This window comes from Pseudomonas sp. GW822-FHT03F08 (assembly GCF_058801265.1).
Genome location: NZ_JBXANC010000012.1, coordinates 65,269 through 87,796, shown reverse-complemented (window position 1 = coordinate 87,796; position 22,528 = coordinate 65,269). Strand labels below are relative to the sequence as shown.

Sequence of the window (22,528 nt, the reverse complement as noted above, 5' to 3'; positions counted from 1 at the left end):
CGTGAAGGGCTTTCCTGTGGCGCACCTGACATCAATGAAATGTGTAATCAACCTCGGTCGCCCCCCCCACCGGTGGAGTCATTCCAGTGATGTAGGAGGTCTCATCGGATGAAGAGCTGCACAATTGCACTCCAGTTGACGACCAGCGTGAATTCCGGCCAAAAGCAATCACTGGCGACTGACCGCCAGGACGATAAGTTGGGTTGGACTGCCAACGTATTTGACCGAACATAGTTGCCTTGTATTGGACTGATGATCACAACGGCTGGAGGATTAAATGACAATGCCATTTGAACGAACCAGATCAGTCGCACAAACTCACGATTTCCTGACGGAGCTTGCATGCGACACGGAAGTGCCTGAGCGCATTAGACAAAATGCTCGATTCCTTTTGCGTCACTTTCCAACCAAGAACGAGGTTCTGCTGGCTGGGCGAATTGAAGAGGAAGCAAAAAAACTAGGCTTAGGCGCATTTAGTACAGTGTTTAGCTCTTCAACTGAGGACTGGTAGCCGCCCGTCCTAATAGGTAGTGAACGATGGGCAGATTAGGGTCGACTGCAGCCCATCGCGGCAGGCCACTATCGGCCTTGGCTGCGTAAAAACGTTTTCGATCTACAACCACGGACGAAAACAGCACAAAAATCACGTTCTTATGCTAATTTTAGGTCTGTTTACCAAGCGGGCGACGACTGATTTCACGCAGCAACACTAACTTCAAAATGACGAACGCGTTTTTAAACAGCCTGATCCAGAAGCAACCGGTCAGTACAGTCATTACCAGACAAAATCTGAGGTTTGGATCTGTTTATAAAACCCGGGCGATTCACTGTACCCAAATGAATCGACATAACCAACGCACGCCGGAAGTGCAAAGGAGTGGCGTTCAATTGTAGCAAGCATGGCAGCTCGAAAAAAAGATATCTATCGCAGGTCTAGCGCGCGAAATAGGCGTATCCGCTGCACTCATCCACAACTACTAACCGAAGATTGCCGAAGCGATCCGTGAAATACAGGGACCCTCCAGTCGCGCTTTGCGATGTGAAACACCAGGATTTGAGTGCCGAACGAGAAAGGAACCGGAAGTTACGCAAGGAAGTCGAGGAGCTTTGTGTAAAGGTCACCAGCCTCGCTTCTATTAACGAAGTGCTGATACACGAAAATCGGGATGTGAAAGCAAAAAAAAACAATCCCCGAGCGATCGACATGCACCAAAGCTGATAAGCATTCTCGTTACCCTATTCATATCGAGATGCGATGTGGCCCAGTGGTCAGCGTTGGATCGTGTTGGGCATGAACATCGGAGGGGACCTTCCTGAAGGAGGCGAAAAACTTTACTCAGCTTTTTGAAGCCGTGCTTTATTGGTGTTTGATTTTGTTTGCATTGGAAAACTAGCCAGAAGTCACCTACCATCCCTGGTGTAGGGTTCGGAGAGTAACTGTCCTCGACGCAATCGTACCTTAGTCAATAGCGAAACGTTCTGGTTCCAACCCTTTGAGTAATGTCAAGGAGGACGGAGATGGAAGTCGACAAATCACAGCCGGATGAGCTTTTGGCGCCTGGGCGGCGTCAGTTTTTTAAAGTCACACTGTCTCTTGCAGTTTTAGCACCGTTTGCAGGATATGTAACTTGGTCGGCGCTTCATACTCCCAGCCAACTACCATCATCTGGAAAGTGGCCGCGTTACTCGTTACGAAGATCCAGCGATGATTTGTTCCTTGAACTTATTGCTATTGGCTATGAAGAGCACAGATTTCTCTCGCGTCGTGTCATACAGAAGATTAAAGGTCGAACTGATTGCCGATTAGTTTTTCTGCTCCCCCCCCAGCATTACGCAGAGGGTGCAATCGAAAATTTACTTCAGCCGCCATTTGTAATCTCGGAAGATTTACTTTCTAAAATCGAACTCACTCCAAGCGCTCCTGCAGAGATAGTGCTCGTGGACAGCAGGGATTGCGTGTCACTGAAAATAGGTGAACTGCTAGATTGGTCGCGATCAGAAATGATTCTGCCAGACCTTTCTTCTGCGGCCTCAAGATACGATTTGAGCGTTTTCAGAACGTTGGGGGAGGCAACGCGGATCGAAATCCCTTGGGGGGTCGAACTAACGCCTATTAAACGCTCGAAACTGGATAACACAAAAGGAGACAGTAGCCTACGCTGGGAAACTTCTGCGCATCCGCATTTTGAAGATGGTTGGACTGAGATATGGACTGCCTCGCTTGCAGATGAAAGTACCGATCGAGCACGCACGCAGTTTGAAGTATTCAGTGTGCGAGGATTTAGGAGACTGAGTGAGTCTGGCTCAGTAATTGCGGGCGATTTTGTTGTGGAGTACACAGACAGCCTTGACGTCTCGCCACCAGACAGTAGCGGGCGCGTCACATCTCTTCGCTCAAGAGATCGTCTCGACCTCGCAACCAGCTTATCAAGGCGATTTCCCTACACTGGTAAACCTGCGCCGACATCGATCGAGTCAGCGTTGGTGCACTATCGCTCAGTAGATACGAAGACGGACACCTGTACCTTCGCTTGTTATGACAAGGGCCGAACTTTGGCCGTCACGCAATTTCATGTGAGTGCCCGAGGCGGCTGGCTTGAACTAGACAGCTCTTGGAAGGCATTCCCTGGGTGTGCATTAACTGGCTGGACGCACTCTGCCAGCCTTGGGCGTGACCAGAAGGTTGAGCTCATTGATGCTGGATATTTGTTTCCCTTCGGTACGCCAGTTGAGCTTGTTGTTTTGTCGGAGCGCGCATTTATTCTGGACGAATTTGGGAATTATGTTGCTCCGCAGTTGAAGCAAGCCTTTCTACAAGTTCCACAACCAAATCAGATTCGGCTTGGGCATTTGGAGACAGTGTTCGAATACATCTCAATTACCAGTATTAAGACCCCCCCCCTGGATTTGCCTCCTGGGGCCAAAGACAGCGGAGTGTATAGGGACTATGACTATTTCGTGCCTAAAGCTGGAGGCTTGCCTTTTGAGTTCGAACATTTAGGAACCGATTGGGCAGGAAATCAACATCGGTCTCGAATGCCAATGATTTATGTTAGCAATCGCGCACTCGGAGCAAACGGACTTATCTGGGAGCCTGGTTCAAATTGGAGTTACAAACAGAGTAACTCACCTTGTGCGGATCCGAAGGCACCAGGAACTGGAAACCAGATTCCGAAGGATGCGATGAGTGACGGTCTGCGTGTGCTCGATAAACTTTGGAATCAGGAGCCATATCGCTTCGCAAAATATGGGTCAGCCCAGATCGCACTCGCAAAACCTAACGAGGGGGGGGGGACGTCACAGCGCGTCGACTGGGTTGAGTGGGTACGTGGAGCTGTTCCAAAGTTTTCTGCGAGTGGTATTGCCGAGCAACCATTCGTACCGAGAGTGCGAACACTGAAGTTTCAATCCCCATCCCTGTCTCAACTCGGGGGCGAAGAACGCTGGTCCCTTGCGACGTTTCGCAATACTAGAACGACGGCAACCCCATTGCTTGATCCTGAACCCACATCTCCGGACCAGTTGTATAACATTAATATTCCTAATGAATTCGGCCCGCAGAATCTGCCCTATCTCTACATCCTTGAGACCCGCGAACTTGTCACAGAGCCCGGTCCAGTGCCAGAGGAAAATCCTGTAGCCAAAGCTAGCCGGATTTGTCGCCTCTATTATGGATTAAGTGGCACCAATCAAATGCCTTTAGCCTTATTCGAGAACATAAACAACGAGATCCGTTTCGGTATGAACTCGTCATCTGAGTCTACTGGTGGCATGTCTGTTCCTGATACTCATATCAGTACAGTGACTCAAAGCTCAGGGCCAATTGGCGATGCATCCTTTAACCTCGGCCGATGGAAAGGCTATACGACAGAAAAAAAATCTGCATTCATCGCAATGGGGCGCCGACTGGACTATGCCGCTTATCGAGCTGTTTATCGTCGGCAGATCGACCTAGAGCCCTTTGACAAGAGTAATAGTCTTTCAGAGATTACCGATGCTAGTAATTCGGCGGACACTCTCATGGGCTTTCCTCCACAGGTGGAACAACTCTCTCCGTTAATGTATCGACCAAATTCGAATCCCCCATATGTCCAACTTGGGGAGATGTTTGGCGCAGATGCGCAAATTCTCCCAGGATTAACATTTGCAGACCTATTTCGAAACATTATTGTCACCGATGGTGAAACTAACGCTGATGGTGTACGTATCGCCACAGAGCCCAACACTTCAGTTCCAATGCAGTGGTCCTTTAGGGTCGTCGGTATTGACGACCTTATGCGTGCATTAGGTACCGCGCCGGGACAGGTTAATCTCAAAGATCTTATCGAAGCTGCAAAGTCTGGTCAGGATGAAGAACTCTCAATTCCAGTAAAATTTGGAATTGAGGCGGGTTTAAACTGGACAAACCGAGCATTCGAGCCAGTGGACTTGGGGGCAGTGAAATTCACGCCAAAGGGAGATACCGTTCTTGAGTTGAATGCACTGGCTTCCATGGATTCCGGCTTCGATGGCTTGCCGCTAGATTTTTCGAACTTCAAGTTAAATCCAGCACGAGCAACCCTAACATCGCATGCACAGATGACGAACTTCACCGTAGAGGTGTTTGGTGCGATCGAGTTGGATTTTCGTAGCGTGTCATTCGAGATGGGCTCCGATGGACAAAAGAGTTTCAATACTGATATTGCCGACGTACGACTTATTGGGCCGCTAGCTTTCGTTAATCAGCTGTCGAAAGCGTTTGGTGGTCTGGGAGGCGGCTATGGGATTGATATTGATATTTCTCCAGCCAATGTGCGAATTGGGCAGACACTGCGATTTCCTAAGGAAGAAGGTCAGCCACTTTTTATTGGACCGGCGCAAGTTACAAATCTGACGCTCACTTGGGGGGTGAAGATTCCCCTCTCGGGAAGAGATGTACTTAGTGCAAGTTTTGCTCTTAGCTCACGTGAAAATCCGTTAACTATTTTTGTACCTCCCTGGTATGGAGGGCGTGCCTACATGTATCTGGAAGTCACAACTGGTGGCATTCGGTTACTGGAATTCTCCATGGAATATGGGGCATTGATTCCGGTTACGTGGGGCGGCATTGCCAAGGGAGAGGCTGGTGTAATGGCAGGTATTTTCTATTCTGTTCAGCGAACCGCAGTCGGTGGGAGCGTGACTTTGAGGGCCTTCGTTAAGGCATTTGCCAATCTGTCTGTTGCCGGACTGATTCATTTTTCGGGATTGATATATATCGCCTTGGAAGACTCAGGTGGCAAGTCACTCAAAGGTACCTGCACAGTTACAGTATCGATTAAGATCGGATTCATTCGCTACTCCTATTCGTTCACAGCTGAGAGAGAGGAAAAACAAGGCGGCACATCTAGCGAAAATATACTCCTACAATTTGATGCTACTGACGCACCTAATGAAATGCTTTCACCGGCCGCCTTCGCTCCCTTCCCTGAAGAAATGTCCGTTGAACGTATCAATGCATTCCACCGGATCGTAAGTGCTTATGTATAGGAGTTCTGTTCATGAAAGCTAGTTATTCAGTGATCTGCCTTCCGCTGGGATCGATTTCCGAAAAGGATGCTGGCGGAGAGCGTAAATCTTTTCCTGTTCGGCTAATTTCAAAACTTGTTCTCCCTCAGTCCTCAAAACTTTCCGATGATTTCCTTAACTTAGTTATAGACCAGCATCCTTTGCTTTCCAGGCCGGAAGATTCTCCCATACAAGGTGTTATTTGGAGGTATGAAGATTGGAGGATGAAGCCGATTGACCAGCGTGAAGTAGTTGCACACGTTGCGCTTAAAAAAAGGACTTTGCCCGACTCAAACAGTCAGAGGCAGGCACTCAAGGAGCTCATTGGATTAGGGAACGTCGAAGCTTCTGCGAGTTCGCTTTCCCATTCGTCTTACTTCGACAGCCTGGAAGCGGACCATTTCGTAGATGTAAACCGTACCGTGGACGGGCTCCATAATTTAATGCTAGGACTTTTTGGCTTTGCATCGAAACAAATAGGCTTTCAGCCGGAGTTTATAACGGATGGGGTTCTGCCTGAGTCTAAAGCATTGCTGAAATGGTTAGAAACACTCGACTTAGCGTCGGTCAAATGGCTTAACAGTTGTGTGCAGACCTCTGTTATCGAACTGCTCCGTGGCGATTCTTTTGATGATATAGTGTCGTTTATCAAGACTGCTGTCCCGTTCGAATTGGAAAAGAAAAACGATATTATACGGGCTCTACAGAAAATCGATCGTAGACAATTAGCGTCCGTGGCCATATCAGGGATATCTACTGGTGCCCAAGCTTCCACCGATGATCTGAATCTCGCACTTCAATCATGTTTAAAAAATGAACATCTCAGTAGAGCATGTGGAGCCGTAACAACATGGGACGTCACCGCAGACTCTTCGGTACCAGAGTTGGTGCCCCTTGTTCTTCAGCTCCAGTCGACTGATTTTTTTAGTGGCGACGCGATCACGATTGAACTCCTTTTACCAACGGCGTTTATCATAGATACTCATGTACACCCAATAGCATACGCTGATACTAACCGCCAGGGCCCAATTACTGGGGGCTATGCTCTACTGAACAAAATGCAAGCTGACACGCTCGAACCGAGATATTTAGCTTGCTCGGTTAATGCCGAACACCTTATTACAAAGCAAGTTCTGGTGCAGAGCACGAATAGCCTAGGAGCAACTGAAGGCTTTGCAGACCGAATGCCGTACGACGTATTTAGGGGGGTAGATACTCGTCCGCCCGATCAATTAAAGTTAGACCAATACGGGTTCTCTGCCTCAGAAACCTCTGGTGTGACTTTCTCCGCACCAGAAGATGACCTTGTTACTCCTGTAGATTTAAAAGCGGAATCGCCAGAAGACAGGGTAAAAAAACTGCCATGTCTGTTTCTAGAGGATCTGTGGATTGGATACCGACTCGATTTACGAAGCGATGACAATAGAGCTTTCACCAGCACTCATCAACTGCGCCAGCGCGTAAATCTGGCTGGTGGAGTGATATGGGAGGAGAACACCGAAGATTTTATTGATCGTGAACAGCCGGACGATCCTAAGGTTGGATACTCGAGCACTGAATTGACTGTTTACAATGGGTTCAGTAAAGGGCAGGCGCGCGATTATCTACTTACCATGGGGACAGCCCCAGAAAAACTCCAAATCGCCAAGAATAAATTCTTTGAAACCATGCCAATCGGATATGGCGCGACAGAGCCTCTCCAGTTTGGCAAGATCTATGAATATCGACTCCGAACAGTTTTTATAGGGGGTTGTAGTCTCCGTACGAACGAGGTCGATGATCGGTTTCTTGGTTCTTTGTATCAACAAAAATTTCCATTCTTTCGTACCGCGTCCCTCAAGGCCGGGGAGATTTTTAGCTGGGATGAAGACGCATCAAAAACCGGCGAGCAGGTAGATACGATTTATGTGAGTTCCGATCACTCTAAGGCCGAGTTCACTATTCTTCCAACGCCCATCGATGTCGAGATGGCGCGCTTCCATGGTGTGCTTTTTCGTAATAGTGATGAGCCAAAACGGTATCGTGGACGGAGGATTATTCGCGACATAGGGAAGGCGTTCACCACGAATCCCACCGATATCGACTACTTTTGTGACCCAGACGTCTACGGTGTTGTTATCCGCGTAAAATTACTCAATGGTGCGGAGACATTGCAGCCAACAGACAACATCGTAGTTGATGGTTCAAGCTGTGATCTAGTACCGCATATAATGCTACCAGCCGTGTCGGAGTATTATGGGGAGCCGGGCGCTTGGGAACAGTTTCGCCCGATTGTTGTTACGGTAGTAGCGATTCAGAATTCGCCACCAACGCTTAAACAAAAGGGGTTCTTTCGAGGCTGTCGTCACGTCGAGTTAGCTCTCCCCCCTGCCTTTCACGCCGAAATATCATTGCTCCCTATATTTCCGCAAAACCTTTTACGTCAGAATGCAAGTATGTTTCCTTCAAGTGGACGATACCTTGCCAGTTCAGTGTCTCCACAATTACTCGTCCCGACTCTGGCCGAACGAAAACTAAAAGCGATTCATGCTGTGCCGCAATCGAGGTTGCAGCCGGTACTACTACCGATGAGTGTTGGATCTCAGCTGATAACAGATCGTAAGACGCCGAGTTTGGCACGTAAATCGTTAGATCGTCCTGACATTGCCCTTATCTCAGGACGCATTGTTGTAGATGCACCCTCGACAAAGGAAGTCTGGCTTGAAGCCACATGGACAGATATTGTTGATTCAACATCGCTTAAAAACGCATACAGTCTTCAACCAGGAAACGCATCGACGGATCGCCACAATGTAATTTTTCGCCAATTTGAACCTCCTAGGCCGAGCTCAAGAGCATTGCTAAACTTAATAAAAGATACTTTTTCAAAAACCATTTTCACTGAGCAGTTCTCGTTGCAGTGTAGTGAATCACATGTATTTCTTGGTGAAGAACATACGACCTCAAAAGTAACTAAAATAGACGAATTAAGATTACCTGATTGTCGTCGGCGCGTGATCGATATTGTGGCTACCGCCGCTTGCCGTTTTGGAAATGAAGTTGCGGATCTAGAGAGATTACCCGCGACCAGCTCGCATCCACGCTCATTTGATGTGCCGAGTGCCGTATACATGACTCCTCCTCAAGTCGCCTACGTAGTTCCACTAAAACGGGAGTACAAAGATTTCAAAGGTCGTGGAAATCGCGCGGATTTTGCATTGAGGGTATACCTACGTGGACCGATGTTTCTCTCGGGGCCGGGCGAACGAATAGCGATTGCCTGCGCCGCGGATCTCTCACATACCATTGGAGCTGCATTTGAAACGCCTAAGCATGTGAGTCAGTGGGGGGAAGATCCAATCGAACGAGCTAAACTGATACAGACCAAACGTCTGCCAAGGGCAAGTGACTTCGTGCTGAACCAATCAAGTTCAAAGGTTGAGTCGCACTTTGATCCAAAGCTATATCCTTCAAATATTGTTGGCGGTAGTGCCGCCGTAATCTACCGTGATGGAGTGCGACTACCTCAAAAAAATTCTGATAGTACTTATGTTTCGCTCGCAGCCTATGCTGTACGTTTTAATCCGCGCAAAAAATTATGGTTTTTCGATGTTTCCATTGCCGGCGAGTTCTTTGGATGGTGTGGTTTAGCACTCTACAGGTATCAACCTCATGCTGTAGAAGGTCTAGAGTTATCTACTACAGCAAACTGGATATACGCCTCACTCCTATATGAGGAACCTGTGGCATGGGTCGATCAGCGAAATCAGCGACAAATAACTGTTGGCCCTGTCTACGACAAAACAGTATCATTTGAGCTGGATATGCTGCAATACTTAGATGGAGTAAGTTTAAACTTAGAGTCAGCACCTAACACCCGAGTAGCCCTTAAAGAACGTCGAGTTGGCAATGCGCGCTATTTTCATGGCGTAGCATTGGCTGATAGCCCGGATCTAAGTCTAGTCAGAATCAAGTTTGGGCATGCCATCCAATCCCGTCCCTTGAACAACACCTGACAAGGGGAATTTATCGTGAAAACATATTCGATAGTTATCAGAGTTTTGGCGACCATACTTGTTTTTTTCCAATGTTCGATACTCCATGCTGCTTGTTTCTCTCCTTTGGCTAACCCAAAGTCTAGCGATCCAAACGATTGGCAAGATTTGCTGAGTTTCTCACCAACAACGACCAATCCTGAAGTTATAGAAATTCAGCAACTGAAGTCGGGAAGTAGCGACAATGTCAACCTTGACTACTACAGCTACACATTTCGTCGCCATCCGAGTAAAACAATTCAAGATGTATTTCTCTACATGCGCAAAAAATTTCCAATGTATGCAAAGGGAGGTCGAGTAGATTCAGGGCAGTACTTCCTGCCATACAGAAAGTCGGCAGGACCTGATGAAACTCAAAAAACAAACGAGAAAGTTTGGCTTTCATCTAATCCGAATGGCGCTCTAATGAGTTTTGTTTTGGCGACACTTCAGCCTGTACTAACTCTGCATGCAACTTTAGGTACTCTTAAGCCGGTGCTTGAGCAGGGAGATGTTCTCGTAACTTGCGCTAGTGATTTAGATTTCATCTTCACCACAGTTAGGACAATTAAAGATGATTGGCACCCTGTAAGCGGCAATCGAGGGTTTGGGCTTCGGGATAATGGTAATGGTACTTGGACTTTTTTTACTAAGGCAACCGATAGGGCTGCACCTTATATAGGTGTGACGCTAGATAAAGCAGTTGTTAGGGCGTTTAATTTGGCGAACCCGTTTTCAAAAAATGCCCCAGACGCGGATGACCATATTTTCCAACTGGGCCACGAATTTTGGTTACGCTTTTTCGAAACAATGATTGACGACCTCGGAAAGCAAAATATGGAGTTGATCGAGTCAACCGTTAATAGTCGCCGTTACCCCTATAAATAGAATGATCGCAACTGAAATCGAGCATTTGCTGTCTATTTGCAGAAGTATCTTTGATTTTTTGCACGAGGTTAGCTGTTGCATACGGGGAACCATACAGATCCAGGATGGAATGAAACAAAAAAAACTTCCCAAGCAGATGACAACAGATATCTGACTTAATGATAAATACGTAAATACACAAGAAACAATATCGCGCTTCTAATGCCTGAGTCCTGGGCGTTATAGTATGAGCGGTATATTAGCTTCTTCGCTTCGCACTGAAAACTTCGCGATAACATCGTATATCATGGATCTGCTGTTTCGTCAGTTTTTGTAGATAAAAAAGGCTTTTCTGTATCTCGGCGTGAAAAGCCTTTTGATAAAACGGATATTCAGTTATTTCGGTTTTTGGTGTAATGGACCCTGGGGATCTGCTTCATCTTGCATCGATCGGTTGAATCCACAGTTATTCGCGGCCCTGGGTCGCAGGCAACAATCGGCCAATAGCTGCCTGTCGTCACAAGCCGAAATCGCCCCATAGCGGCCGTTTGCGGAGAGTGGCTCACAGTCATAAGGAGTCTATCCGGCAGAAGCGACCGGGGATTTTCATTCTTCTGTATCAGCTGTCTTAACTCGCGCTTGAGCTTCTCCTAGCGTGTTACTCGCGATTCGCTCTTGGACGATATCCGCAGCCTGCGTGTCTGACTGTTCAGCGACTTGTTCGGAAATTATCGATTCATCGATCGAGGACTCAACGGGCACAACACGGGCTAACAACGCCTCCTCGTCTTCGATGCTGTAAAGCGGTGCTCTGCGCAGATAGACAATCTGGGCGTTTAGGGGGCTTGACTGTTGCGGATGCTGAGCGTCGTCTTTGGCGCATATCAGTGAACACTTGATGAGCTCGAAGTGTGTATCCGTAAGCCCGTACTCACTCAACGACGAGAATCCTTTAAGGCTATGGTCTAGAAAATCACTGGGGCAGTCCGGATGCCGAAACAGAGGTTCAACCAAATGCATGATCAACTCCAGCATCATGGCAAAGGTGCACCTGCCGGACACATGCATCTGCTTGATGAAGCCGATGATAGTGAAGCTCGCCGATCGGAATTCCACGGTTGGTGCCGCGAGGTATGCCCGTAGGCTTTGGATGCCTGCGTTCGAGAAAGCCAAGCCTTGATCCATCATCCCTACTAGATCCGGGATGCCCACTGAGATGAAGCCGCGATGTGCGATGATCATTTTGATCAGTGTGCACGAGTATTCCACACGTCTCAGGGCACCGCTGTCAGCCATGCCTTTGAGTAGCATCTGGGGCGAGGCAGAATGCACATCCAGCACCGAGGCGAGTTGGCGTAGACGTGCATCCAGAGAGAGTAGGCCGGCCGCATACTCCTTGCATAGCATGAGAGTCGCATGCGCCTCCCTATCAAGTATGTCCCGAAGTCGCTGCAACTCGGGTGCGGGTTGAAGGGGGCCATATGCAGGTACAACGGTGCAAAAGCTGGCAATCGCGATGTCGATACTATTAAGGAATGCTTGCTCACGAGCATGCGTCTGCGCAGTTTCTTCATGAAACCCCAACTGCCCCTCGTGCGCGAAGATCGTGCCACTCTTGCGCAGTGTGGCTGATGATTCGATCTTCATGTCGAGTGCCTGTCGAGTGGCGGTGCTGACGTAAACCTTGGACAGATGACTGAGCACATCCAAAAGCCCGAACATGGCCAGCTCGGTAAGCATGGCCAGATCAACAACCCAGTTCGATGCGTGTAGCGGGCATGGGAGGATGTCATGAGCGGTGCCTGCCACCGTGGAGACTTCCAGGAAGGGGCCATCCAAGGGCCAGTCACGAACAAGATCAATAATATCTCGCCCCAATTGGCTGGCGACCAAATTGAGCGTGAGTGGATTCTGCTCATAAAGCCTAAGCAGGTCGGCGACCCTGGATTGATGTCGGTCGAGTTGCTGCAGAAAAACCGAAAAATCCATCTCGCCATTGGCGTTTGTCGGGATCGTCATCGCAACGAGGGACTTGCTGGGTACAACGGAGTCTCTGACAAGCTTATGTGACAGTTCCAGCAGCCGTTGATGAAGGGACATGATGTGCTTAATCTCCAGCACTTGGGTGCCCATCAGATTGTCGAAGGAAACTGTTTCTGACACACGCAGCCCCATCATTCTTGTAGCGAACTGCGAATCAGGTGCAATGAACTCAGCACCTGAGGAGGGGGGAGTCGCATCCGCAAAGTCGATGCTCACACGCTGAAGGTTGCCTTTTTCGTCGGCTAGTTCGATCGATGCTCCTGGCTCTACTGCCGCCGGTACCTGATGAACCTTTTCCATGACCTGCGTCGCTTCTTGCGACAAGGTCAACATCACCTGTATGTGAGTGGCGGCCAGCTCAACGTCGCCGAGATTGTTTCGTACAATGCACGCGATCCGGTTCAAGCCTTTCTCAACTTGACCATGACGCATTTCGATACTGGCCAATAACAACAGGTCTTTTGGGGCTCCCGCCAGATCGTGTGGCATGTCCGAGACGAGCGTATCCAGATCGAGTACGCCCTCACACGCCGCAACACGAATCAGCGTCAGCCAGGCGTTCGCGTTTTTACGGTTTTCGCAGACTGTCCTCTCTACGAGCTCCCGCATGCGCGCCCAGTCGCCGACACTGTTAAAGAGGAACAACGCCTGCTCTTGCGCTTGGGGTGAATCGCGCCAAGTTGCGGGCATCGATTCGAGGAGTTTTAGGGCTTGCGCCTGCCGGCCTGTCAGGATGTAACAGTGAAGCAAATCAATATGCAGAGGTGTAAACGCATCCGCTGGCAGCAGCTTTTCAAAAAGACCAATCGCATTTTCGTAGCGGTGGGCGCGCAGCATTGCTCGCGCTCCCAGTGCCAGCTCCTGCGGATCCGTGCATGCAGGGGCAAGTTCTGCAATGCGATCTACATAACGATTTTGCAGCGATTCATCGTCTTTATACGCCTGGGCCGCAAAGCACAAATCGATGACCGACGTACTGCGCGGTGTTATGCCGGCGTCCGACAGCTCCGAGCGAAGGGCTGTCGCATCGTCGTGCAGTAACATCTCCCAGTGAATGTGTCGAAGCATGACCGCTATGCGCGGTGCAACGTCCGACTCTTTCCGCCGCGCCACCTCATCGCGAGCGAGCTGCAGCAGATCTGGACGTGATTGTGCCATGCACGCTTGTCCGAACCTGAGTAGGGTCTCATCGGGTAATGTGTCGATCGCAAACTGGAAGCGGTCGGTCACGTCTGCCCAGCGATCGAGGTCGCACATCGCTTCGACTTCAACCCTTGTAATGACATCAGTGAAATGAATGTCCTTCATTTTTGCTTGCTGGATAAGCTCGATAGCTTCTGAGGGGCGCTGAAGCAGTAGCATTCCATAAGCCAGGTGAGCGATGACATCACTCACGACTTTAGGACTTTGAGACGACCAGATCGTGTTATCGCGGTCGTCGAAGCGAGACATCGCGTCTGATAAGACCTCAGCATGGCTGGGCAGCAGCGATCGGCAGTTCACTCGAACTTCATCCACCGTCGCGAGGCGAATGGCGTAGCGCAGATAAGACTCAAGGATGAAGAACGAGCAATCGGGTTTGTCCAGCGCTATGCGAATGACTCGTACAGCGGCGTCATCGTCGCCCCGCTCGCCGAGCGACGAAGCGACCAACTGCCAGGCAGCGGCTTTTTCTGCGAAAATGCTAGGTATTTCATTTTCATTCAATCGCTCGCCAACGAGCAATCGAGCGTTGGTTGCTACAGCCCAGACGGTATAGGACTCAGGAAACCTTTCCAGCATCGCGCGACCAATTTCCACTGCTGCCTGGCCCTCATTTCGCAGCATTCGAGCGCGCACCGCAGCCGCCGCAATTCGATCATCCGAATCGTAGAGGTTGGCAGCCTTATCGAAATCGTTTGCAGCAGCCTCATCGTTGCCTAGGTGCCACAGCGAAAGGCCACGCAGTAGATACCATCTGGCCTTCTGATGGGCGTCAAAATCATCCAAATCACTTTCAAGAAGATTGAGTTGCCCAAGGCTGTCCTTATACCGGTGCTCTCTCTGTCCTTCGGTGATTCGATCGAGTTGTCGTGAGATGAACGAATTGTCAGAAGCCGCGCTACCGGAGGGGAGGTCGTCCGTCACGAAAACGTCCTGGACGACTGCGCCGTTGCTTCGGTTAGGCTTCAGGATTTCTGCTATTTGGCTCTGGACTTCAGGGCTTAAAGGTAGGGCGGAGGTCAGCCTGCCGGTCGCACCATCCAGCCCCGCGCCTTGACCGGCATGAAAGCCATTCCAGATTAAACGAGTGAGTTGAAACTCCAAGACTAGCGCCCCTAGATGGCGCTCTGCAGTGTCTTCGCAAATTTGCCCAGCCGAGCTGTTCAGCTCAGCGCACACGGCCTGTAGCGTGGCCCACACATCGCTACTCTGACGGGAAAAAATTCGCTGACTTATAAGCTGTTTCTGGTTGTCGACCTCAATGCTGCGGTCAGAGTCCAGGTCATGTGGCATGAACTTAAGATGGAGCACAAAAGGGTACAGCTCTACCTTGTCCACCTCTGAGCCCTTTTGAAGCTCCACTGCGTGCTTGATCGCCGCGTAGGCTTTGCGGTTGCTCTCGTTGCTGAAGCTTTCCGCATGGACGCGCACGTGCCAATCTTCAGCGGAGCTGGAAACCATCGCATGACGCACGACTTCTACGGCACCCTGCATTGAGGTGATGCTAGCGGCGTAATAGACGATGAGCAGTTCGTCCAGGTTGCGTTGAAAATTAGGTTTGGAAAAATCCAACCAGGCGAGCCCGACCGCCTCATTGAAGATTTTATTGTTAGTGGGCTTTAGTGATCGCTTCATCTGCAAGCATTGCTTGGCAATTTGCCCGGTAAGGGGATGGCGCAGGAAAATGATCAGATCGTCCGTATCGTGATCGAAGACTCGACCCTGGAACAGCAAGCGGGTGATTAAGAATCCATCACGAGCACCGGGACACTGTAATCCCAGGCACATGGCGAGAAGGCGGACAGCTTGAACGCGGCGCTCGAATGAGCCGCCGCGATCACCTGTGGAGACAGGGCTTGCTACATTTTTCCGTCCGCGTTTTACAGTCGGGCTTTTCTGGGGTGGAGCCACCCGAGCGGACTTTTTCCTTGGAGCCTTTGCCATACTAGGTTCGCAATCCTGAATTACAGCGGCATTTTAGCGGGGAGACGCGTGCTATGCGAAGCCTGAAATTGGCGTTTCTTGCCCATGTGTGGAGTACGCGAAAGCCGCCAAAAACCTGAAGGATTCTTTCTGAGCGGTGAGCCTTGAACCTTCGATAAACGCGGTTTTTAGTGCCCGTTCTGCGCGTAACTTCTGCGCGGATTTATCGCGTGGGTGCTGTCGCCTTTTTCGCTACATCGATTTTGTACAGCACGAACGCCTCCACAGCGTAGATGATCCAGTAAACCGGTGCTGCCGTCAGACTGACCAAGAATAGCAGCCAAAAGCGGACTTTCTGCCAAGAGATTATTCCGATCAGTTATGTTTACTTGGTACGACTAAACGCCGGCATACTCACTATCGCTTGCGCTCGAATCTCCCGAGACTCAATGTTTTTACTGTTTCAAATTTGGAGATCGACATTATCGATTTTTTTGGCTCCAAGAAAAAAGAAATCACCAGCATGGCCAACGAAGCGGGTACTTTGATCCACCAAGGCGGCCTCTATCATGAGTTTGATCGAATGACGATGTCATGGTCAGCTGATGTAGCTTTTTGAAGCGTTCAAGCTCTCATCATCACGCGCAACAGAGCTCAGCGAGCGCTCTCAGGGAGTTCGTTTTCCTCTCCATAATAGCCAGCTCCCGTTGCACGCTCACTCTTCCAATACTGAATAAGCTCGTCGATGCTTTCAACATTATGAGATTCAATCTCCCAAAAATCGGATTGCCGCCAATCATCAAACGTTTGCTCTTGAAGTGTGATCGCGACCCTCTGATAGGCCATGTGAGGATCAATCAACTCCTCATGCCCCCGGTCTCCATTCAGCCAATCGTTAGGGCTGTACCCACTGGGCAAATTGCAAAAGCGCCACCAGCCGCGGTATGTCTCGATAGTTCTGCGAACGCAATCGGACCGAAAATCCGCCTCATTTTTTTCTAACCAAATGCCCCTTTCAATCATGGCATCGCGATATGCATCGCGATCCAGGAAAAACATTTCGTGCAGTTGCGGATTAAGTTTCGCCCAATCATAAAACTCGCAGTCGATGCCTGACCGTCCCCAACGCAAAACCGTGCGAATCACCGCAGCCTTGGAAGGGCCGAACACCCATTCATACTCGCGTAGAAAGATCGGCTCATCGGTGTTTTTTCCTTCACAGGCGAAGGGAAATTTTTCCCGATGCTTACTCCAAAACTCATCCAGCTCATCAAGCGTTCTCAATCGGACAAAACACGTTCCGTCTCCAAGCAACGTCCGCTGCGTCAGCTCGATGTGGACGGGCAGCCTTGATGATTTCGTTTTCATAAACGTATCAATCTCGCAACAGCGGTAACAGACAACGCCCATTGAATAAAAAATCAGAGTGATTCGCGAAATTATACTGCGCACAGTATAGAACAAAACTGCATTGACCGGCCTTATCGTTCCTTTTGCGAGAAGTACTCATGCGATTGGAACTCAAGCGGGCCATAGGTACCTCCATTAAGTCATATCGACTGAAAAGGGACATTCCCCAAGAAAGCTTAGGTCCAAGCCAGCCCTACATAAGCAACCTCGAAGCAGGAAGAGGCAGCGCTTCAATAGACAAAATCGAGCAGATGGCGGATGTTCTCGGGGTTCATCCAATGAGCATAATCGTCGCTGGCTACCTCACCTCAAGCGAGGATGCCAACAAGGACCATTTGCTCGAAAGGATTCGAATTGAGCTAGCCGAAATAGGTCTCTAACTGATCTCAGCTATCTGCAGCCGCTGAAAAAATGATCAGGTGTCCTCGCCTACAGAATCGCCGATTTCGGTCGGGCATCTCTGCGATGTTCTGATAAAGGCCATCGTAATAGCCTTGGTCGACTCAGCGACAGTAGTGGTAAAGACCTTGAACTTACTTGCTGGGGCATGACCGAAACGAGCCGAAAAAAGTTAAAAAGAGTTAGGATTTATAACTTTCTGATTTTGCTTAGGAAAAATTATGGTAACTGTTAATAAGGCACCGGAACTCATGAGTGATCTGAACACCCTGCGCGCCAGCCTCAAGAGCGGCGAACACGTTTTTGCCGACACCCTGGCGTTCGTCGCCGCCGGTTACGACTACCAGCCACAGGCGTTCAACAACGGAGGCGTGGAAAACGCGGCCGGGCAGAATGAAGGTTCGTGCAAGACGCTGGGTCTGGCGCTGCTGGAAGGCTTGAGCGATGAAGAAGCGCTGCTGGCGTTCGGCGAACACTACCGTTCGGTCGTGGCGACGCCTGAAGGCAGCGATCACGGCAATATCCGTGCGCTGATCCAGCACGGTCTGGCGGGCGTGAAGTTCGAAGCGCAGCCGCTGACGCGCCGTTGATTCCGAGCGAATCGCGAGCATGAAAAAACCGGCCAATTGGCCGGTTTTTTTATGTCTGCAATCTTAGAACGAAGCGTTTTGCAGATCGTCCAGGTAACGCTCGGTGTCCAGTGCCGCCATGCAGCCGGCGCCGGCCGAGGTGATGGCCTGACGGTAAACGTGGTCGGCCACGTCGCCGGCAGCAAAGATGCCTTCGACGCTGGTCGCGGTGGCGTTGCCTTCACGGCCGCCCTGAACGACCAGGTAGCCGTCTTTCAATTCCAACTGACCTTCGAACAGCGAGGTGTTCGGAGTGTGACCGATCGCGATGAACACGCCGTCGACCTTGATTTCGTCGAAGCTGCCGTCGTTGTTCTTCAGACGTGCACCGGTCACGCCCATGTTGTCGCCCAGCACTTCGTCCAGGGTCGCATTCAGTTTCAGCTCGATCTTGCCTTCGGCCACACGGGCGTTGAGCTTGTCGATCAGGATCTTCTCGGCGCGGAAGGTTTCGCGACGGTGGATCAGGGTGACCTTGCTGGCGATGTTGGCCAGGTACAGGGCTTCTTCGACAGCGGTGTTGCCGCCACCGACCACGGCCACCGGCTTGTTGCGATAGAAGAAACCGTCGCAGGTCGCGCAGGCCGAAACGCCTTTGCCCATGAACGCTTCTTCCGACGGCAGGCCCAGGTAACGAGCGCTGGCGCCGGTGGCGATGATCAGGGCGTCGCAGGTGTAGGTGCCGCTGTCGCCAGTCAGGCTGTACGGTTTGGAAGCGAAGTCCACCGCGTTGATGTGATCGAACACGATCTCGGTTTCAAAACGCTCGGCGTGCTCACGCATGCGCTCCATCAGCACCGGACCGGTCAGACCGTGGACGTCGCCCGGCCAGTTGTCGACTTCGGTGGTGGTGGTCAGTTGACCGCCAGCCTGCATGCCGGTGATCAGCAGCGGCTTGAGGTTGGCACGGGCAGCGTAGACAGCAGCGCTGTAACCGGCAGGGCCGGAACCGAGGATGATCACTCGCGAATGACGGACTTCAGACATGAACCTGTCTCCTGTTGACCGGCCAATACATCAGGCGCGGACGCCGGACTGCCGGCGAGAATAAAAAAGGACTGTGGATAACCTTGGGGAAGGCATGAGCTCGACAGTCCTGTAAAAAGTTGGGTGCAGCGTATCGAGGGGGGCAAGATTAAGGAAATACGGTTTAACAATCCAGCTCATAGGTGGTCTCTATGCCGACACACTGACGAGATGGACGTCTTTGTTACAGTGAATGTCGATCCCGCTGCCGCGCTTTCACAGGTTATGCAAAGTCGGTAAGGTCGGCGCGATTTCCCTTGCTCGGAGCACCTTATGCCCGCCCCTGTTCTCTCAGGCCCGCAATACCTGCGTGAAGGCCTGAAACTGGTCTTGAGCCCTGGCCTGCGCCTTTTTGTGCTGCTGCCGCTGGCCATCAACCTGGTGCTGTTCGTCGGATTGATCTATTTCGCCGGCCACCAGTTCAGCCTGTGGGTCGATACCCTGATGCCGTCGCTCCCCGACTGGCTGAGCTTTCTGAGCTACATCCTGTGGCCGCTGTTCGTGGTGCTGGTGGCATTGATGGTGTTTTTCACCTTCACCATGCTGGCCAACGTGATCGCGGCGCCGTTCAACGGCTTCCTCGCGGAAAAAGTCGAAGTCGTGGTACGCGGCACCGACGACTTCCCGGCCTTCAGTTGGGGCGAACTGATTGCGATGATTCCGCGCACCCTGGCCCGGGAAATGCGCAAGCTCGGCTACTTCCTGCCCCGGGCGATCGGCCTGTTCATCCTCTCGTTCATCCCGGTGGTAAACATCGTCGCCGCACCGCTGTGGCTGCTGTTCGGCGTGTGGATGATGGCGATCCAGTACATCGACTACCCGGCGGACAACCACAAGCTGGGCTGGAACGAGATGCTGGCCTGGCTTCGGCAGAAGCGCTGGCAGAGCATGAGCTTCGGCGGGATCGTTTACCTGGCGTTGCTGATTCCAGTGGTGAACATCCTGATGATGCCGGCCGCCGTGGCCGGGGCTACGCTGTTCTGGGTGCGTGAGCGCGGTGCCGAAAACCTCGTGACGCAACGCTGAAGTCGCGTTCACAAATCCATCATCCGAACGTCACAACCACGACATGGCCTCAGCCGACACTGAGGTCATGACGACAGCTCTACACATCACTCTGATCAGCGAAACCTTCCCACCGGAAATCAACGGGGTGGCCAATACCCTTGGCCGCTTGTGCGACGGTTTGCGCGCGCGCGGGCATCGGGTGGAACTGGTGCGGCCGCGTCAGGGTGACGATCCGCAGCGTAGTGAAGACGATGCGCTGCTGTTGTGCCGGGGCTGGCCGCTGCCGGGTTATCCGGGGTTGCAGTGGGGTCAGTCGTCGATGCACAAGTTACTGCGCCGCTGGACACGCCAGCGCCCGGATGTGCTGTACATCGCCACCGAAGGCCCGCTCGGGTTGTCGGCACTGCGAGCCGCGCGCCGCCTGGGCATCGCCGTAGTCAGCGGCTTCCACACCAATTTCCAGCAGTACACCAACCAGTACGGCCTCGGCCTGCTGACACGATTGCTGACCCACTATCTGCGCTGGTTCCACAATCGTTCGGCGCTGACCCTGGTGCCGAGCGTCAGCCAGCGCCTGGAACTGGAACGACGACATTTCGATCGTCTCGCGCTGCTGTCCCGAGGGGTCGACAGTCAGTTGTTCCACCCGACCAAACGCCTGAACGCCCTGCGTGAGCAATGGGGACTGAGCGAGCAGGACATCGCGGTGATTCACGTAGGACGCCTGGCGCCAGAAAAGAATCTCGGCCTGCTCAAGCGCTGCTTCGACAAGCTCGCCAGCGCTTATCCACAACGCAACCTGAAACTCATCATCGTCGGTGACGGACCACAACGGGTGGCCCTGGAAAAAGAATTGCCCGAGGCGATTTTCTGCGGCTCACAACGCGGCGAAGCGCTGGCAGCGCACTATGCGTCTGGCGATCTGTTCCTGTTTCCGAGCATGACCGAGACGTTCGGCAACGTCGTGCTGGAGGCGCTGGCTTCGGGTCTTGGCGTGGTGGCGTACGATCAGGCGGCGGCTGCGCAGCATATCCGCCACGGCTACAACGGCGTGCTGGCGATGCCGGGGGATGAAGAGGCGTTTTGCGATGCAGCGCAATGGCTGCTGGAAGAGGATGAAACCCTGCGTTGCGTCCGATTGAATGCCCGCCAGCATGCGAGTCGCCAGGGCTGGGCGGCCATCATCGAGCAGTTTGAAAACCATTTGCAGGGAGCCTGCCGCGACCTGCGCGACAAGCCCCCCACTGCAATCAAACCAGCGTCATCAACGCCTCACGGCTGAACGGCAGAATGTCCTGCTCGCGGCCTTCGCGCACTTTCTGCGCCCAGTCCGGGTCCACCAGCAGCGCACGACCTACCGCCACCAGATCGAACTCGTCGTTGTTCAGGCGCTCCAGCAGTTTTTCCAGACTGGCCGGTTGCGCGACCTTGTCGGTGTTGACCATGAACTGCAGGAACTCGCCATCGAGGCCGACACTGCCGACAGTGATGGTCGGTTTGCCGGTCAGTTTGCGCGTCCAGCCGGCCAGGTTCAGTTCGGAACCGTCGAATTCCGGCTCCCAGAAACGGCGCGTCGAGCAGTGGAAAATATCCACGCCAGCGTCGGACAACGGCTTGAGGAACTCGCCCAGCGCCTCCGGGGTTTGCACCAGACGTGCGGTGTAGTCCTGCTGCTTCCATTGCGAGAAGCGGAAGATGATCGGGAAGCCTTCACCCACGGCAGCGCGCACGGCCTGGATCAGCTCGATGGCGAAACGCGAACGGTTGGCCAGGCTGCCACCGTATTCGTCGGTACGCTGGTTGCTGCCTTCCCAGAAGAACTGGTCGATCAGGTAACCGTGGGCGCCGTGGATTTCCACGCCGTCCATGCCGATGCTCTGGGCATCTTTGGCGGCCTGGGCGAAGGCTGCGATCACGTCCTGGATATCCTGCTTGGTCATGCCGTGCACCACGACCTGACCGTCCTTGAGTTTCTCCGTCGGGCCGTAGCCCGGCACGCTGGCATCCGGCTCGGTGCCGATGCGACGAACGCTGCCGACGTGCCACAGTTGCGGGACGATCTTGCCGCCCTCGGCGTGCACCGCGTCGACAACTTTCTTCCAGCCGGCCAGTGCCGCTTCGCCGAAGAACTGCGGCACATTCGGGTAACCGTTGGAGGCTTGGTGGCCGACGGTGGTGCCCTCGGTGATGATCAGACCGACACCGGCCGCCGCACGACGACGGTAATACTCAATCACTTTGGAATTGGGTACGCCACCCGGAGAGAACGAACGGGTCATCGGCGCCATGACCACACGGGTCGGCAGTTCGAGGGCACCGAGCTGGAACGGTTTGAACAAGGCTTGAACAGGCATGGGAGGCTCCACGAAAAGGTCATCGACGGGCAGGTGATTCATATGACGGCGATAATATGCGGAGTTTCAACCAGCCGAAAGCATTATTGATCTGAATGATTAAGGGTCAAAAGACAGGCAAAAAAAA

General features: G+C 51.9%; 12 protein-coding genes. 8 read left to right on the top strand and 4 right to left on the bottom strand.

The annotated features are described in order from the left end of the window. The first annotated feature begins 277 nt into the window (after positions 1 to 277). The 4 genes from AC1RME_RS26035 (at position 278) to AC1RME_RS26020 (ending at position 10,427) form a co-directional block, all read left to right on the top strand. A complete protein-coding gene (locus AC1RME_RS26035; protein ID WP_096819022.1) occupies positions 278 to 511 on the top strand; it encodes a BPSL0761 family protein in 234 nt (77 codons plus the stop codon). Between the two features lie 1,007 nt (positions 512 to 1,518). Next, the gene (locus AC1RME_RS26030) at positions 1,519 to 5,508 is read left to right on the top strand and encodes a hypothetical protein (protein WP_141401761.1); all 3,990 of its coding nucleotides are present in this window, start codon (positions 1,519 to 1,521) and stop codon (positions 5,506 to 5,508) included. A gap of 11 nt (positions 5,509 to 5,519) precedes the next feature. Next, complete coding sequence (locus tag AC1RME_RS26025; RefSeq protein WP_141401760.1) at positions 5,520 to 9,521, top strand: hypothetical protein; 4,002 nt, start codon at positions 5,520 to 5,522, stop codon at positions 9,519 to 9,521. Between the two features lie 15 nt (positions 9,522 to 9,536). Continuing rightward, a complete protein-coding gene (locus AC1RME_RS26020; protein WP_141401759.1) occupies positions 9,537 to 10,427 on the top strand; it encodes a hypothetical protein in 891 nt (296 codons plus the stop codon). A 585-nt stretch (positions 10,428 to 11,012) separates the two neighbouring features. Here AC1RME_RS26020 and AC1RME_RS26015 read toward each other — a convergent pair. After that, on the bottom strand, positions 11,013 to 15,596 hold the full coding sequence (locus tag AC1RME_RS26015; protein ID WP_255261901.1) for a PIN domain-containing protein: 4,584 nt from the start codon (positions 15,594 to 15,596) through the stop codon (positions 11,013 to 11,015). A 633-nt stretch (positions 15,597 to 16,229) separates the two neighbouring features. Further along, complete coding sequence (locus tag AC1RME_RS26010) at positions 16,230 to 16,943, bottom strand: hypothetical protein (protein WP_096819016.1); 714 nt, start codon at positions 16,941 to 16,943, stop codon at positions 16,230 to 16,232. A 140-nt stretch (positions 16,944 to 17,083) separates the two neighbouring features. Here AC1RME_RS26010 and AC1RME_RS26005 point away from each other — a divergent pair, with 140 nt between their 5' ends. Both AC1RME_RS26005 and AC1RME_RS26000 read left to right on the top strand, forming a co-directional pair. Then, the gene (locus tag AC1RME_RS26005) at positions 17,084 to 17,365 is read left to right on the top strand and encodes a helix-turn-helix domain-containing protein (protein ID WP_096819014.1); all 282 of its coding nucleotides are present in this window, start codon (positions 17,084 to 17,086) and stop codon (positions 17,363 to 17,365) included. A 270-nt stretch (positions 17,366 to 17,635) separates the two neighbouring features. Next, complete coding sequence (locus AC1RME_RS26000) at positions 17,636 to 17,974, top strand: HopJ type III effector protein (protein WP_096819012.1); 339 nt, start codon at positions 17,636 to 17,638, stop codon at positions 17,972 to 17,974. A gap of 63 nt (positions 17,975 to 18,037) precedes the next feature. On the opposite strand, the gene trxB is transcribed toward AC1RME_RS26000, so the two are convergent. Continuing rightward, entirely contained in the window at positions 18,038 to 19,000 is a 963-nt protein-coding gene (trxB, locus tag AC1RME_RS25995; protein WP_085711762.1) for a thioredoxin-disulfide reductase, read from the bottom strand. Positions 19,001 to 19,312: 312 nt separating this feature from the next. Here trxB and cysZ point away from each other — a divergent pair, with 312 nt between their 5' ends. Next, a complete protein-coding gene (gene cysZ / locus AC1RME_RS25990) occupies positions 19,313 to 20,065 on the top strand; it encodes a sulfate transporter CysZ (RefSeq protein WP_096819010.1) in 753 nt (250 codons plus the stop codon). Positions 20,066 to 20,108: 43 nt separating this feature from the next. Next, positions 20,109 to 21,329, top strand: coding sequence for a glycosyltransferase family 4 protein (locus tag AC1RME_RS25985; protein ID WP_096819008.1), 1,221 nt, complete (start codon positions 20,109 to 20,111; stop codon positions 21,327 to 21,329). Here AC1RME_RS25985 and AC1RME_RS25980 read toward each other — a convergent pair. Further along, positions 21,298 to 22,401: an NADH:flavin oxidoreductase gene (locus tag AC1RME_RS25980; RefSeq protein WP_085711765.1), complete on the bottom strand. Its 1,104-nt coding sequence runs from the start codon at positions 22,399 to 22,401 to the stop codon at positions 21,298 to 21,300. The genes AC1RME_RS25985 and AC1RME_RS25980 overlap by 32 nt on opposite strands. Between the last annotated feature and the right edge of the window lie 127 nt (positions 22,402 to 22,528).

Bases quoted from the DNA above. Each gene is read 5' to 3' on its own strand.
- AC1RME_RS26035 (WP_096819022.1), top strand. From the start codon at position 278: ATGACAATGCCATTTGAACGAACCAGATCAGTCGCACAAACTCACGAT.
- AC1RME_RS26030 (WP_141401761.1), top strand. From the start codon at position 1,519: ATGGAAGTCGACAAATCACAGCCGGATGAGCTTTTGGCGCCTGGGCGG.
- AC1RME_RS26025 (WP_141401760.1), top strand. From the start codon at position 5,520: ATGAAAGCTAGTTATTCAGTGATCTGCCTTCCGCTGGGATCGATTTCC.
- AC1RME_RS26015 (WP_255261901.1), bottom strand. From the start codon at position 15,596: ATGGCAAAGGCTCCAAGGAAAAAGTCCGCTCGGGTGGCTCCACCCCAG.
- AC1RME_RS26010 (WP_096819016.1), bottom strand. From the start codon at position 16,943: ATGAAAACGAAATCATCAAGGCTGCCCGTCCACATCGAGCTGACGCAG.
- AC1RME_RS26005 (WP_096819014.1), top strand. From the start codon at position 17,084: ATGCGATTGGAACTCAAGCGGGCCATAGGTACCTCCATTAAGTCATAT.
- AC1RME_RS26000 (WP_096819012.1), top strand. From the start codon at position 17,636: ATGAGTGATCTGAACACCCTGCGCGCCAGCCTCAAGAGCGGCGAACAC.
- trxB (WP_085711762.1), bottom strand. From the start codon at position 19,000: ATGTCTGAAGTCCGTCATTCGCGAGTGATCATCCTCGGTTCCGGCCCT.
- cysZ (WP_096819010.1), top strand. From the start codon at position 19,313: ATGCCCGCCCCTGTTCTCTCAGGCCCGCAATACCTGCGTGAAGGCCTG.
- AC1RME_RS25985 (WP_096819008.1), top strand. From the start codon at position 20,109: ATGGCCTCAGCCGACACTGAGGTCATGACGACAGCTCTACACATCACT.
- AC1RME_RS25980 (WP_085711765.1), bottom strand. From the start codon at position 22,401: ATGCCTGTTCAAGCCTTGTTCAAACCGTTCCAGCTCGGTGCCCTCGAA.